Below are 14,107 nucleotides of genomic sequence, written 5' to 3' on the forward strand. Positions count from 1 at the left end.
CCCTCGCGCTGGGTCGGGGGACACGGTACCGAACGGGAACGACCCGCGAGCGCCGTTGCTCGCGGGTCGTTCGTCCTCGGGAGCGTCAGACCAGGGGGCGGTCCGTCGGCTCGATGGGGCGGGGCAGCACCGTGCGGCCCGTGAGGTAGGTGTCGACGCCCGCGGCGGCCGCGCGGCCCTCCGCGATGGCCCACACGATCAGCGACTGGCCCCGGCCCATGTCCCCGGCGGTGAACACGCCCGGGACGTTGGTCTGGTAGTCGCGGGCCCTGGCCACGTTGCCGCGCGGGTCCAGGTCGACGCCGAGGCCGTCGAGCAGCGGGCCCTTCTCCGGGCCGACGAAGCCCATCGCCAGGGTGACCAGCTCGGCCGGGATCTCGCGCTCGCTGCCCTCGACGGGGACGAACCGGCCGCCCTCGTTGACCACCTCGGTGAGCCGCAGGGCGCGGACGTTGCCCTGCTCGTCGCCGACGAACTCGGTGGTGGACACGGCGTAGACGCGCTCGCCGCCCTCCTCGTGCGCCGAGGTGACCCGGTAGAGCATCGGGTAGGTCGGCCACGGGTGCAGCTCGGAGCGGGTCTCGGCGGGCCGGGGCATGATCTCCAGCTGGGTGACCGACTTGGCGCCCTGGCGGTGGGCGGTGCCGACGCAGTCCGCGCCGGTGTCGCCGCCGCCGATGACCACCACGTGCTTGCCCTCGGCGTGGATGGGGGAGCGGTCCAGCGACCCCGCCGCCACCTTGTTCGCGGGAGGCAGGTACTCCATCGCCTGGTGGATGCCCGCCAGGTCGCGGCCGGGCACCGGCAGGTCGCGCCACGCGGTGGCCCCGCCCGCCAGCACGACCGCGTCGTGGTCGGCGCGCAGTTGCTCCACCGAGATGTCGACGCCGATGTCGACCCCCGTCTGGAACAGCGTGCCCTCCGCGCGCATCTGCGCCAGGCGGCGGTCGAGGCGGAACTTCTCCATCTTGAACTCGGGGATGCCGTAGCGCAGCAGCCCGCCGATGGCGTCGGCCCGCTCGTAGACCACCACGTCGTGGCCCGCGCGGGTGAGCTGCTGGGCGGCGGCCAGCCCGGCCGGGCCGGAGCCGACGACGGCGACCTTCTTGCCGGTCTTGACCGTCGGCGCCTGCGGGGTCACCCAGCCCTCGTCCCAGGCGCGGTCGATGATCGAGATCTCGACGCGCTTGATGCTCACCGGGTCGTCGTTGATGCCCAGCACGCACGCGGCTTCGCACGGCGCCGGGCACAGCGTGCCGGTGAACTCCGGGAAGTTGTTCGTCGCGTGCAGCCGCTCGCTCGCCGCGCGCCAGTCGTCCCGCCACACCAGCGTGTTCCACTCCGGGACCAGGTTGCCCAGCGGGCAGCCCTGGTGGCAGAACGGGATGCCGCAGTCCATGCAGCGCCCGGCCTGCTCGGAGCCCTTGCCGCCCTTGGTGAACTCGGCGACGCTGTCGGCCTCGTACACCTCGCGCCAGTCCCGCAGCCGCAGGAACACCGGGCGGCTGGCGGGGGTGGCGCGGCGGGTGGTGAGAAAGCCCTTGGGGTCAGCCATGCGAGGCCTCCATGATCGCCTGGTCGATGTCGCGGCCGTCGCGCACGGCGGCGGCCTGGGCGGCGAGCACCCGCTTGTAGTCCTTCGGCATCACCTTGGTGAACCGGGTGACCGAGTCGTCCCAGTCCGCCAGGAGTGCCCGCGCCACCGCCGAATCGGTCTCGGCGAGGTGCTTGGCGATCGTCTGCCGCAGGAAGTCGTGGTCGTCGGCGTCGAGCGGGTCGAGGTCGACCATCTCCGGGTTGATCCGCGCCTTCGACAGGTTCAGCACGTAGGCGACGCCGCCGGACATGCCCGCCGCGAAGTTGCGCCCGGTCGGCCCGAGCACCACCACCCGGCCACCGGTCATGTACTCGCAGGCGTGGTCGCCGACGCCCTCGACGACGGCCAGCGCGCCGGAGTTGCGCACGCAGAACCGCTCGCCCACCTTGCCGCGCAGGAAGATCTCCCCGCCGGTGGCGCCGTAGCCGATCACGTTGCCCGCGATCACGTGCGCCTCGGCGGCGAACTGCGACCCCGGGTGCGGGCGCACCGTGATCCGCCCGCCGGACAGGCCCTTGCCGACGTAGTCGTTGCCGTCACCGATCAGCCGCAGCGTGATGCCCTTGGGGACGAACGCGCCGAACGACTGGCCCGCCGTGCCGGTGAAGGTCACGTCGATGGTGTCGTCGGGCAGGCCCTCGCCGCCCCAGCGCTTGGTCAGCTCCGAGCCGAGCATGGTGCCCACGGTCCGGTTGACGTTGCGCACCGGCAGCTCCAGGCGCACCTTGTCGCCGGAGTTCAGCGACCCCTCGGCGAGCTGGATCAGCGTGTTGTCCAGCGCCTTGTCCAGGCCGTGGTCCTGGGTGGTGGTCCGGTGCCGGGCCGCGCGCGGCTCCAGCTCCGGCACGTGGAAGATCGGCGTCAGGTCGAGCCCGGCGGCCTTCCAGTGGTCGACCGCGGTGCGGGTGTCGAGCACCTCGGCGTGCCCGACGGCCTCCTCGATCGAGCGGAAGCCCAGCGCCGCCAGGTACTCGCGCACCTCCTGGGCGATGAACTCGAAGAAGTTCACCACGAACTCCGGCTTGCCGGAGAACTTCGCCCGCAGCGCCGGGTTCTGCGTGGCCACGCCCACCGGGCAGGTGTCGAGGTGGCACACCCGCATCATCACGCAGCCCGACACCACCAGCGGCGCGGTGGCGAAGCCGAACTCCTCGGCGCCCAGCAGCGCCGCGATGACCACGTCGCGGCCGGTCTTGAGCTGCCCGTCGGTCTGCACCACGATCCGGTCGCGCAGCCGGTTGGCCAGCAGCGTCTGCTGCGTCTCGGCCAGGCCCAGCTCCCACGGCCCGCCCGCGTGCTTGATCGACGACAGCGGCGAGGCGCCGGTGCCGCCGTCGTGCCCGGAGATGAGCACCACGTCGGCGTGGGCCTTGGACACCCCGGCCGCGACCGTGCCCACACCGACCTCGGACACCAGCTTCACGTGGATGCGGGCGGCCGGGTTGGCGTTCTTCAGGTCGTGGATGAGCTGGGCGAGGTCCTCGATGGAGTAGATGTCGTGGTGCGGCGGCGGGGAGATGAGCCCGACGCCCGGGGTGGAGTGCCGGGTGCGGGCGATCCACGGGTGCACCTTCGCCCCGGGCAGTTGCCCGCCCTCGCCGGGCTTGGCGCCCTGGGCCATCTTGATCTGGATGTCGTCGGCGTTGACCAGGTACTCGCTGGTGACGCCGAAGCGACCGGAGGCCACCTGCTTGACCGCCGAGCGGCGGGCCGGGTCGTAGAGGCGCTCGGGGTCCTCGCCGCCCTCGCCGGTGTTCGACTTGCCGCCCAGGCGGTTCATCGCGATGGCCAGCGTCTCGTGCATCTCCCTGGAGATCGAGCCGTAGGAGATCGCGCCCGTGCCGAACCGCTTCACGATGGACGAGACCGGCTCGACCTCCTCGATCGGCACCGGCGGGCGCAGGCCCTCGCGGAAGGCGAACAGCCCGCGCAGCGTCTTCAGCGCCACCGACTGGTCGTCGACGAGCCGGGTGTAGTCCTTGAAGACCTCGTACTGCCCGGAGCGCGTCGAGTGCTGGAGCTTGAACACCGTCTGCGGGTTGAACAGGTGCGGCTCGCCCTCGCGGCGCCACTGGTAGTCGCCGCCGACGTTCAGCTCGCGGTGGGTGGGGTGCAGGTCGCCCGGTGGGAACGGGGTGGCGTGCCGCTGCGCGACCTCCTCGGCCAGCACGTCGAAGCCGATGCCGCCCAGCCGCGAGGTGGTGCCGGTGAAGCAGGCCGCGATGACCTCCGGGCCAAGGCCGAGCGCCTCGAAGATCTGCGCGCCGTGGTAGGAGGCCACGGTGGACACGCCCATCTTCGACATGGTCTTGCGCACGCCCTTGCCCAGCGCCTTGATCAGGTTGCGGGTCGCGGTGGCGGCGTCGGTGCCCTTGATCAGGCCCCGGTTCGCCATGTCCTCGACCGTGGCCATCGCCAGGTACGGGTTGACCGCGGACGCGCCGTAGCCGATCAGCAGCGCCACGTGGTGCACCTCGCGGGCGTCGCCGGACTCCACGACCAGGCTGACCTGGCTGCGGGTCTTCTCCCGGACCAGGTGCTGGTGCACCGCGCCGACGAGCAGCAGCGACGGGATCGGCGCCTGGTGCTCCTGCACGCCGCGGTCGGACAGCACGATGACCTTGGCGCCGTGCCGGATCGCCCAGGACACCTCCGAGCGGATCTCGTCGAGCTGCTCGCGCAGGGCGTCGCCGCCGCCGCGCACGTCGAACCGGCCGTGGATGGTGACCGACTGGAACTCCGGCAGGTCGCCGTCGTCGTTGGCGTGCGCCAGCTTGGCCAGCTCGTCGTTGTCGATCACCGGGTAGGGCAGCGAGATGCGGCGGCAGGAGTCCGCGCCCGCGGCCAGCAGGTTCGGCTCGGCGCCGATCAGCGTGCCCAGCGAGGTCACCAGCTCCTCGCGGATGGCGTCCAGCGGCGGGTTGGTCACCTGGGCGAAGAGCTGGCTGAAGTAGTCGAACAGCGGTCGCTGCCTGCTCGACAGCGGCGCCAGCGGGGCGTCGTTGCCCATCGAGCCGATCGGCTCCGCGCCGGTGCGGGCCATCGGCTCCAGCAGCAGCGCCAGCTCCTCCTCGGTGTAGCCGAAGGCCTGCTGGCGGGTCACCAGGGACGAGTGCGTGGGCACCTCGCGCTCCCGGGCGGGCAGCGTCTCCAGCGGCAGCAGGCCCTGGCGGACCCACTCGCCGTACGGGTGCTCCGCGGCCAGCGAGCCCTTGATCTCCTCGTCGTCGATGATCCGCCCCTCGGCGGTGTCGACGAGGAACATCCGGCCCGGCTCCAGCCGTCCCTTGCGGACGATCGTGGTCGGGTCGATGTCCAGCACGCCCACCTCGGAGGCCAGCACGACCAGCCCGTCCTCGGTCACCCAGTAGCGGGCCGGGCGCAGGCCGTTGCGGTCGAGCACGGCGCCGATCTGGGTGCCGTCGGTGAACGACACCAGGGCGGGGCCGTCCCAGGGCTCCATCAGGGTGGAGTGGAACTCGTAGAACGCCCGGCGGGCCGGGTCCATCTCGGTGTGGTTCTCCCAGGCCTCCGGGATCATCATCAGCACCGCGTGCGGCAGGCTGCGCCCGCCCAGGTGCAGCAGCTCCAGCACCTCGTCGAAGGAGGCGGAGTCGCTGGCGCCGCGGGTGATGACCGGGAAGATGCGCTTGAGGTCGCCGGGCACCAGGTCGCTGGCGAGCATCGACTCGCGCGCGTCCATCCAGTTCCGGTTGCCGCGCAGGGTGTTGATCTCGCCGTTGTGCGCCACGTACCGGTACGGGTGCGCCAGCGGCCAGGCCGGGAAGGTGTTCGTGGAGAACCGGGAGTGCACCAGGCCGATGGAGCTGGTGACCCGCTCGTCGGACAGGTCCGGGAAGAACGCCTCGACCTGGGGCTCGGTCAGCATTCCCTTGTAGACGATCGTGCGCGCGGAGAGGCTGGCGAAGTACACGCCGTGGTCGGCCCCGGCGTGCTCGGCGCGCTTGCGCACGCAGAAGGCCAGGCGCTCCAGCGCCATCCCGGCGCAGCCGTCGGCGGCGGCCAGGAAGAGCTGGGCGAAGGCGGGCATGACCGCCCGCGCGGTGGCCCCGGTGTGCTCGGCCACGACCGGCAGTTCGCGCCAGCCCAGGACGACGGCGCCCTCTTCCCCGGCCACCGCCTCGATCCCGGCGACGGCCTCGGCGCGCGCGCCGGGGTCGGTGGGCAGGAACGCGGTGCCCACGGCGTAGGCGCCGGGCTCGGGCAGCGCGAAGTCCACGACGTCGCGGTAGAACGCGTCCGGGACCTGGATCAGGATGCCTGCCCCGTCACCGGTGTCGGGTTCGGCGCCTCTGGCACCGCGGTGCTCCAGGTTGCGCAGGGCGACGAGAGCTTTCGCCACGATCGCGTGGTCCCTGCGGCCCGCGAGGTCGGCCACGAAGGCGACACCGCAGGCGTCGTGCTCGAAGTTCTCGTCGTAGAGACCACCGCGGAGGTGGTCTTGGCGGGTCGTCACAGCTAGCGGCCCTCCCATGGTCTGGAGCGCACACGCGGGCGGTCGCTCGAGCAGCGGGAAGGCCGGATGAGCACCTTCACCGGCGACTCGGCCCGGTGTCGCGGTCGGTGAAGTCCCGGCGACGGGTTTGCCCGGGCTCGGGCGGTGGAGCGCACCTCATCGTGCGGGAGTGGGTGAAGCACCGCGCTGTGCTTCGAGTTGTCGTGCAGGTCCCAGCGTGTGCTGGATGCCGATCGCGGGCGGCGGCACCGGGATCCGGTGCGGGCGGGGCCGTCGCCGAGCGTAGCGTCGGGCCCGGGGTCATCCGGGCGTTCTCATGACAATAGTGTGAACTCGGCGTTATCGGGATACACCGTTTGGCCCCCGTGGGAAACGCCACGTGGTCTTGACGCGCTCCCCGATCGGGTGATTTTGCCGCTGACCTGGCGTTTTTCGGTGTCGGGAGCGTTTCCGCGGCCTCGTGCGTTGTAAAGACATCCGACCAACGAAGCGGTCCAGGACCCCACCGGGTGCTGACAGAGGAGCCTACGCCGTGCCCATCCTGCTCATGATGTTCCTCGCTGTCGTCGCGGAGTTCACCGTCGTGGTCACCGTGGGTGGTCTCCTCGGTGTGCTGCCGACGATCTTGTTGCTGGTGGCCGGAACCGTGCTCGGCGCCGCCCTGCTGCGCCGCGAGGGCCGCAGGACCCTGGCCGCCCTCCAGGAGTCGGTCCTGCGGCGCAGGCCGCCGCAGAAGGAGTTGGTCGACGGGGTGCTGATCGCCGCCGCGGGTGTGCTGGTGTTCCTGCCCGGCTTCATCAGCGACGTCCTGGGCTTCCTCCTGCTGCTGCCGCCCACGCGCGCGGTGGTGCGCGGTTGGGCGCTGCGCCGCGCCGACCGCGCCGGGGCGCGGCCGTTCGTCGTGGACTCCCAGGTCGTGGAGCCGCAGGTGGTCGACTCGGTGGTGGTCGACTCGGTGGTCGTGGAGTCGGACGAGGCGCGGCGCGGCGAGCCCCGGGTGATCGTCATCCCACCCCGTCGGGGCGAGTGACATCACTCGATGAGCTGAATCACCCGGGGTGTCCGCTTGGGAGGGACGCCGGTGGTGGAATTGTTCCGGACATGCATGTCCTCGGCGCCCTCTTCCTGCTGCTGTTGTCTCCCACGGCGCAGTTCTCCCCGACCGGCCCGCTCTACACCTACGACACCGCCGCGGTTCCCGTGGGCGCGTCCGCCGTCGCTGTACCGATCGAGACCGGTGACCCCCTGGACGTCGTCCCAGTCGAATCGGGACACCGGACGGTGGTACTGCTGCGGGTGCGCGGCCTGCTGCCCGCCCACCACTACGGCGCGCACGTGCACACCGGCACCTGCGGCGCGGACCCCGCCGCCGCGGGCCCGCACACCCAGAACCGGCCCGACCCCGTGCAGCCCTCGGTCGACCCGGCCTACGCCAACCCGGAGAACGAGGTGTGGCTCGACTTCACCACGGACGTGGGCGGCAACGCCGTCACCAGTGCCGAGGTGGACTGGCCGCTGTCCTCGCGCCTGGCGAACTCGGTGGTGCTGCACGCCCAGCACACCCACACCGAGGCAGGCCAGGCGGGCACGGCGGGTGCGCGCCTCGCCTGCCTGCCGCTGACCCGCCAGTAGTCGGGCGACTCTTCGCCGAGGGTCGTCGAGTGGACACCCGCTGTCGCTGAACCGGTGCAGCGGGTTCCCGTGCGGGAAAGCGTTCCCGCTGAATGGGTTCGGCGCGAAGCCGAGACAGCGTCGACCGGGATGGGCGGTCAGCCCAGGCGGTCGAGCAGCCAGCGGGGGCCGAGGACCTCGGCCCCCTCCGCCGCGCAGCGGGCCCGCAGTTCCCGGTCGGCGGTCACCATGAAGCACGGTCCGCCCGCGTGCGCCCTGGCCTGCTCGACGATCGTGTCGTCGCCCTCGCCGGGGGAGTCGACCACGGTGACCCCGTCGACCGACCCGATGCCGCGGGCGCGGCCCTCGACCACCAGGACCGCCTCCGGGTACGCGGTGTCCAGGCCCGCGAAGTCGGCCACGCCCGCGCGCACCACCTCCGCCAGCCCGTCGCGCAGCCGGGTGGCGGCGCCCGCGCGGTCGCGCCACCAGCCGTCCGGGCGCGACCCCATGACGTTGGCGCAGTCGACGATCAACACGGGTGGGACCAGCTCGTCCATGAGTTCCGTCCAGCTCGCGGCGAAGGGGGCGAACAGCTTCCGCGCGGTGACCCCGGGCACCGGCACCCAGGCGGCGGCCCTCGTCTCGTTCGACCCGGGGCGCACCCGCGGCATCGCCGAGGCCACCGCCAGCACCGTCGTGTAGGCCCACCCGCCGTGGTCGACCACCCGCGTCCCGAACGGCCGCACCAGGTCCAGGTCCAGGGTGCTCTCCTCCGCGGTCTCCCGCAGCGCAGCGGTCACCGCGTCCTCGTGGCTGTCCCGCGCACCGCCGAAGGTCCCCCACGTGCCGCCGCCGGGGGTCCACAGGGCGCGTTGCTGCAACAGCACGTGCGCCTCGCCCCCGTCGGGGCGGTGGACCGGGAGCAGGCCCGCCGCCCCGTGGCGGCCCCAGTGCACGTGCCCGAGGCCGCAGCGGACCACGCGGTCGCCGTCGCCGCGCACGGGCCTACAGCTCGCCCGCGGCGGTGATGTAGAGCACCGCCGTGCCCGCCTCGTCGGAGGCGGCGAGGTCGACCTCGGCGGTGAAGCCCCAGTCGTGGTCGCCGTTCGGGTCGTCGAAGACCTGCCGGACCAGCCAGCGCTCCGGCTCGACCTCGATCGCCAGCAGCCCCGGGCCACGCGCGTCCGGGCCCACCGAGATCTGGCTGTGCACCTCGAAGTACGGGGAGACCGCGTCCTCCCACGCCTCGGCGTCCCACCCGGTGTCGCCGTCGAGCTGCCCCAGGCCGTACCAGTCGCGCCGGGCGGCGAGCTGCACCCGCTGGAACAGCGCGTTGCGCACCAGCACCCGGAACGCCCTCGGGTTGGCGGTGATCGCGGGCGGGGTGTCGTCGACCGGCTCGGTGGGGTCCTCGTCGTCGGGGTTGCTCAGCTTCTCCCACTCGTCGAGCAGGCTGGAGTCGACCTGGCGGACCAGCTCGCCGAGCCACTCGACCAGGTCGGTCAGCTCCTCGGTCTTCATCTCGTCCGGCACCGTCTGGCGCACCGCCCGGTAGGCGTCGGCCAGGTACCGCAGCACCAGCCCCTCGGACCGGGCGAGCTGGTAGAACGAGACGTACTCGGTGAAGGTCATCGCGCGCTCGAACATGTCGCGCACCACCGACTTCGGCGACAGCCGGTGGTCGCCGACCCACGGGTGCCCGCGCCGGTAGGTCTCGAACGCCGCACCCAGCAGCTCGGCCAGCGGCTTGGGGTGGGTGACCTGCTCCAGCAGCTCCATCCGCTGGTCGTACTCGATGCCCTCGGACTTCATCGCCTGCACGGCCTCGCCGCGCGCCTTGTGCTGCTGCGCCGAGAGCACCTGCCTCGGGTCGTCCAGTGTGGACTCCACCACCGACAGCACGTCCAGCGCGTAGCCGGGCGCCTCCCGGTCCAGCAGCTCGAAGGCGGCCAGCGCGAACGGCGACAGCGGCTGGTTGAGCGCGAAGTCCAGTTGCAGGTCCATCGTCAGCCGCACCCGGCGGCCCTGCTCGTCGGGCTCCGGCAGCTCCTCGACCACACCGGACTCGCGCAGGCCGCGGTAGATGGCGATGGCCCGCAGGATGTGCCTGCGCTGCGCGGCCCGGTCCTCGTGGTTGTCCTCCAGCAGGTGCCGCATCGCGGTGAACGCGTCGCCGGGGCGGCCGATCACGTTGAGCAGCATGGAGTGGCTGACCTTGAAGCTCGACGTCAGCGGCTCCGGCTCGGCCGCCACCAGCCGCTCGAACGTCGGCAGCCCCCAGGAGACCATGCCCTCCGGCGGCTTCTTGCGGACGAACTTGCGCCGCTTCTTCGGGTCGTCGCCGATCTTGGCCAGCGACTTCTCGTTCTCGATCACGTGCTCGGGCGCCTGCACCAGCACGGTGCCCAGGGTGTCGAAGCCCGCCCGGCCCGCCCGGCCCGCGATCTGGTGGAACTCGCGCGCCTTGAGCAGCCGGGTGCGCACCCCGTCGTACTTCGACAGCGAGGTGAACACCACCGTGCGGATCGGCACGTTGATGCCGACGCCCAGGGTGTCGGTGCCGCAGACGATCTTCATCAGCCCGGCCTGGGCCAGCCGCTCCACCAGCCTGCGGTACTTGGGCAGCATCCCCGCGTGGTGCACGCCGATGCCGTGGCGCACCAACCGCGACAGGGTCTTGCCGAAGCCGGAGGAGAACCGGAAGTTCCCGATCAGCTTGGCGATCGCGTCCTTCTCCTCGCGGGTGCACACGTTCACGCTCATCAGCGCCTGCGCCCGCTCCAGCGCGGCGGCCTGGGTGAAGTGCACGACGTAGACCGGCGACTGGTTCGTGGAGAGCAACTCCTCCAGCGCCTCGGTCAGCGGGGTCATGCCGAAGGAGTAGAACAGCGGCACCGGGCGCTCGGCGGAGGTGACCACCACGGTCGGGCGGCCGGTGAGCCGGGTCAGGTCCTCCTCGAACCGGCTGACGTCACCCAGGGTCGCCGACATGAGGATGAACTGCGCCCTGGGCAGCTCGATGATCGGCACCTGCCACGCCCAGCCGCGGTCGGGCTCGGCGTAGAAGTGGAACTCGTCCATCACGACCTGGCCCACGTCGGCCTCGGCCCCGTCGCGCAGGGCGATGTTGGCCAGGATCTCCGCGGTGCAGCAGATGATCGGCGCCCCACCGTTGACGCTGGAGTCGCCGGTCATCATGCCGACGTTCTCCGCGCCGAAGGTCTCGATCAGCGCGAAGAACTTCTCCGAGACCAGCGCCTTGATCGGCGCGGTGTAGAAGGTGCGCCGCCCCTCGGCCAGCGCGGTGAAGTGCGCGCCGGTGGCCACCAGGCTCTTGCCCGAACCGGTGGGCGTGTTGAGGATGACGTTGGCCCCCGATACGATCTCGAGCAGCGCCTCCTCCTGCGCGGGGTAGAGGCTCAGCCCCTGCTCGCCCGCCCACTCGGAGAAGGCGTCGAACAGGCTGTCTGGGTCGGGGGAGGCGGGGATCCGCGCGGTCAGCGTCATGGTGAGCCGATCGTGCCAGACGGTCCGCCGGGGCTGCCCGTCACGTCACCGGCCCGCCGGTCACGTCACCGGGCCCCGCGCGCGCCGGTCAGAAGCGGTGGCCGTAGAGGACGCTGCGGACGGCGCCGATCACCGAGCCCGCCTGCGGCAGCACCGCGTGCTCCGGGGTGGGCGCGGTGGCCCAGTGGGTGACGTCCTCCGGGGTCCCCGCGGTGGGCAGCAGCACCAGGGCCTCGACCGGCTCCACCCCGGGCGGCAGCGGGCGGCGGGCGCCGTCGGGGGAGGGGTGCACCAGGAACGTCCACTCGGTGCGCTTGCCCGGGGTGGCCAGCACCGGTCCGGCCAGCATCCGCAACCGCAGCCACCACTGCACCTCCGCGCCCAGCCCGGCGCGCATCCGCAGCCCGCCCACGTCGCGGCCGAGTTCGAGGTAGACGCCGAACCGGTCGCCGTCGGCGGGCCAGCCCAGGACCCGCCGGTAGTCGTGCAGGTCGAACGCCGGGGTGCCCCCGCCGATCAGGGGTGTGGACAGCTCCGCCGCGGTCATGGCCCGCCACCTCTCGCACAGGGTGACCGGGGGAACCCAGACCTCGGGCGGCCTGGGCGGCCGGTCGACCGATGCACGCCAGGATGGCCGGGATTGATCACCGCGGTGACATCCCACCTGGGCATAACATGGCGTGATGGCAACCACATTGACAGCGGTTGCCGCAGGTCAGGCGGTGTTCACACCCGCGACGGGGTGGGAAGGATCCGGCGCAGCACGCCGTGCGGGTGGCCGTGCCTGCGCCACTCGCGCGGGTAGCCGAGTGAGACCTCCTGGAACTTGACGCCGTCGTGGTGGGTGATCCGCGGGATGTGCAGGTGCCCGTAGATCATCCCGGCGGTGTTGAACCGGGTGTGCCAGTCGGCGGTCAGCTCGGTCCCGCACCACTGCGCGAACTCCGGGTAGTGCAGGACCCGGGTGGGCTCGCGGACCAGGGGGTAGTGGTTGACGAACAGGAACGGGACCGACTGGTCGCAGCCCAGCAGCCTGCGCTCGGTCTCCGCCACCCGCGCCCGGCACCAGTCGTCGCGGCTCGGGTACGGGTCGTGGTGCAGGTAGTACTCGTCGGTGCAGACCACGCCGGTGTTGTGGGCGTAGGCCAGTGACTCCTCCTTGGTGGAGGTGCCCGGGGCGTACCAGGTGTAGTCGTAACCGAGGAACAGCGGGGTGATCCGGACCGGGCCGCCCTCGCCGGTCCAGACCGGGTACTCGTCCTCCGGGCTGACCACGCCCAGCTCCCGGCACAGCGCCACCAGCGCCTCGTAGCGGGCCACCCCGCGCGCCTGCACCGGGTCGTCCTTCATCGTCCACAGCTCGTGGTTGCCCGGGACCCAGACGACCTTGGCGAACCGCTCGGCGAGCAGCCCGAGCGCCCACCGCACGTCGGCGACGGTCTCGGCCACGTCACCGGCCACGATCAGCCAGTCGTCCGGGGTCTCGGGTCGCAGTCCGCGCACGATCTCGCGGTTCTCCTCGTAGGAGATGTGCAGATCGCTGATCGCCATGAGGGTGCCCACCGACCGATCTTCGCATCCCGCCGCCCGTCCCCGCTGTGGTGGGGGACACCCGGGCCGGGTTCGGGGTTCGCGCGAGCCCGGTGCCGTGAGGTGGCCTAGCGGTTGTCGTAGGCCGCGCGGGCGGCGTCGATGTGCGGCAGGTGGGCGATGCTCCACTCCAGCAGCGGTGCGGTGGCCTCGCGCAGGGTGTGGCCCATCGCGGTCAGCTCGTAGCTGACGTGCGGCGGCATGACCTCGCGGACCGTGCGCGTCAGGAGCCCGTCGCGCTCCAGGTCGCGCAGCGTCACGGTGAGCATGCGCTGGCTGATGCCGTCGACGGCCCGCTTGAGCTCGGTGAAGCGCCGCGGCCCGTCCTTGAGCGTGCGCACGACCAGCAGCGCCCACTTGTCCCCGACGATCCCGAGCACCTCGCGGGCCTGGCACGGGTCCTGCACGGTCACCTCCTGGGAACCGGGGCACTCGAAAGTGCCGTATTGCCCGGTGTGCGTCGTGGGGATGACGATGTTCCCGGTTACCGAATGGTACCGAGGCACGAAGGAGAACCGCATTCCCATGGCCACATTTCTGCTGGTGCACGGCGCCTGGCACAGCGGGCGGAGCTGGGATCGGGTGGTCCCGCTGCTGGAATCAGCCGGGCACCGGGTGTACGCGCCGTCGCTGACCGGGTACGGCGACAAGGCGCACCTGCTGGGTCCCGAGGTCGGGCTCGGCACCCACGTCGACGACGTCGTGGGGTTGATCGAGGACGAGCGCTTGGAGGGCGTCGTGCTCGTCGGGCACAGCTACGCCGGGATGGTCATCTCCGGGGTGGCCGACCGGGTTCCCGGGCGGATCGCGCACCTGGTGTTCTTGGACGCGATGGTGCCCGAGGACGGTGAGGCGGCGGTTGACGTGCTGCCTGTCACCGAGCAGTTGATCGCTGCGGCTGTGGACGGGTGGCGGGTTCCGCCGATGCCGGAGCAGCCCGCGCCGCTCGGGTTGTTCGGGGTCACCGATCCTGGTGATGTCGCTTGGTTGCGGTCGATGTTGTCGGACCAGCCGGTGCGGTGTCTGCGGGAGGCGGTTCGGATGGATGACCCGGCTGGGTTGGCGATTGCGCGGACGCATGTGCACTGCGTTGGGGTTCCGCAGGTGGGTATTACTCGGCGTGCGGTGCCGGTGGGGGAGCGGGTGCGGGAGTTGCCGACCGGGCACGACTGCATGATCACGATGCCTGGGGAGTTGGCGGGGTTGCTGCTTGAGGCGGCCTGAGCCTGGGATTCGCTCGGCCGTGGCTGGGTTTTCAAAGCCCGGTCGTTTGTCGCTGGTGCCCGGGTGGGTGGATCTGCTCGGGCGGGGCCCCTACAGCG

At 71.9% G+C, this 14,107-nt stretch carries 10 protein-coding genes; 3 read left to right on the forward strand and 7 right to left on the reverse strand.

The genetic code is table 11. The features are described from left to right. Positions 1–85 precede the first annotated feature (85 nt). Positions 86–1,555 (reverse strand): glutamate synthase subunit beta, encoded by a 1,470-nt coding sequence (locus tag L6E12_RS00405; protein WP_236225834.1) that lies wholly within the window; start codon positions 1,553–1,555, stop codon positions 86–88. Further along, positions 1,548–6,092: a glutamate synthase large subunit gene (gene gltB / locus L6E12_RS00410; protein ID WP_374201815.1), complete on the reverse strand. Its 4,545-nt coding sequence runs from the start codon at positions 6,090–6,092 to the stop codon at positions 1,548–1,550. The genes L6E12_RS00405 and gltB overlap by 8 nt, the downstream gene beginning before the upstream one ends. A gap of 514 nt (positions 6,093–6,606) precedes the next feature. On the opposite strand from gltB, the gene L6E12_RS00415 reads away from it, so the two are divergent. Together L6E12_RS00415 and L6E12_RS00420 are read left to right on the forward strand one after the other, a co-directional pair. Further along, entirely contained in the window at positions 6,607–7,104 is a 498-nt protein-coding gene (locus tag L6E12_RS00415) for an FxsA family protein (RefSeq protein ID WP_236225836.1), read from the forward strand. Positions 7,105–7,175: 71 nt separating this feature from the next. Then, a complete protein-coding gene (locus tag L6E12_RS00420) occupies positions 7,176–7,706 on the forward strand; it encodes a superoxide dismutase (RefSeq protein WP_236225837.1) in 531 nt (176 codons plus the stop codon). 137 nt (positions 7,707–7,843) lie between these two features. On the opposite strand, the gene L6E12_RS00425 is transcribed toward L6E12_RS00420, so the two are convergent. From L6E12_RS00425 to L6E12_RS34645, 5 genes are all read right to left on the reverse strand, one after another. Continuing rightward, positions 7,844–8,689: an NUDIX domain-containing protein gene (locus L6E12_RS00425; protein ID WP_236225838.1), complete on the reverse strand. Its 846-nt coding sequence runs from the start codon at positions 8,687–8,689 to the stop codon at positions 7,844–7,846. Between the two features lie 4 nt (positions 8,690–8,693). Next, entirely contained in the window at positions 8,694–11,195 is a 2,502-nt protein-coding gene (locus L6E12_RS00430; RefSeq protein ID WP_236225839.1) for an RNA helicase, read from the reverse strand. Positions 11,196–11,283: 88 nt separating this feature from the next. Beyond that, positions 11,284–11,742: a hypothetical protein gene (locus L6E12_RS00435; RefSeq protein WP_236225840.1), complete on the reverse strand. Its 459-nt coding sequence runs from the start codon at positions 11,740–11,742 to the stop codon at positions 11,284–11,286. A 179-nt stretch (positions 11,743–11,921) separates the two neighbouring features. Next, positions 11,922–12,746: a metallophosphoesterase gene (locus L6E12_RS00440; protein WP_236225906.1), complete on the reverse strand. Its 825-nt coding sequence runs from the start codon at positions 12,744–12,746 to the stop codon at positions 11,922–11,924. A gap of 107 nt (positions 12,747–12,853) precedes the next feature. Beyond that, entirely contained in the window at positions 12,854–13,192 is a 339-nt protein-coding gene (locus L6E12_RS34645; protein WP_374201819.1) for a winged helix-turn-helix transcriptional regulator, read from the reverse strand. Between the two features lie 118 nt (positions 13,193–13,310). On the opposite strand from L6E12_RS34645, the gene L6E12_RS00450 reads away from it, so the two are divergent. Then, positions 13,311–14,009, forward strand: coding sequence for an alpha/beta fold hydrolase (locus L6E12_RS00450; RefSeq protein ID WP_236225842.1), 699 nt, complete (start codon positions 13,311–13,313; stop codon positions 14,007–14,009). Positions 14,010–14,107: the final 98 nt, after the last annotated feature.

Origin of the sequence: Actinokineospora sp. PR83, assembly GCF_021056305.1 — a bacterium.
GTDB classification, from domain to species: Bacteria; Actinomycetota; Actinomycetes; order Mycobacteriales; family Pseudonocardiaceae; genus Actinokineospora; species Actinokineospora spheciospongiae.

What these genes read in the sequence shown, in the direction of transcription:
- L6E12_RS00405 (WP_236225834.1), bottom strand. Translation starts at nt 1,555, where the DNA reads ATGGCTGACCCCAAGGGCTTTCTCACCACCCGCCGCGCCACCCCCGCC.
- gltB (WP_374201815.1), bottom strand. Translation starts at nt 6,092, where the DNA reads ATGGGAGGGCCGCTAGCTGTGACGACCCGCCAAGACCACCTCCGCGGT.
- L6E12_RS00420 (WP_236225837.1), top strand. Translation starts at nt 7,176, where the DNA reads ATGCATGTCCTCGGCGCCCTCTTCCTGCTGCTGTTGTCTCCCACGGCG.
- L6E12_RS00430 (WP_236225839.1), bottom strand. Translation starts at nt 11,195, where the DNA reads ATGACGCTGACCGCGCGGATCCCCGCCTCCCCCGACCCAGACAGCCTG.
- L6E12_RS00435 (WP_236225840.1), bottom strand. Translation starts at nt 11,742, where the DNA reads ATGACCGCGGCGGAGCTGTCCACACCCCTGATCGGCGGGGGCACCCCG.
- L6E12_RS00440 (WP_236225906.1), bottom strand. Translation starts at nt 12,746, where the DNA reads ATGGCGATCAGCGATCTGCACATCTCCTACGAGGAGAACCGCGAGATC.
- L6E12_RS00450 (WP_236225842.1), top strand. Translation starts at nt 13,311, where the DNA reads ATGGCCACATTTCTGCTGGTGCACGGCGCCTGGCACAGCGGGCGGAGC.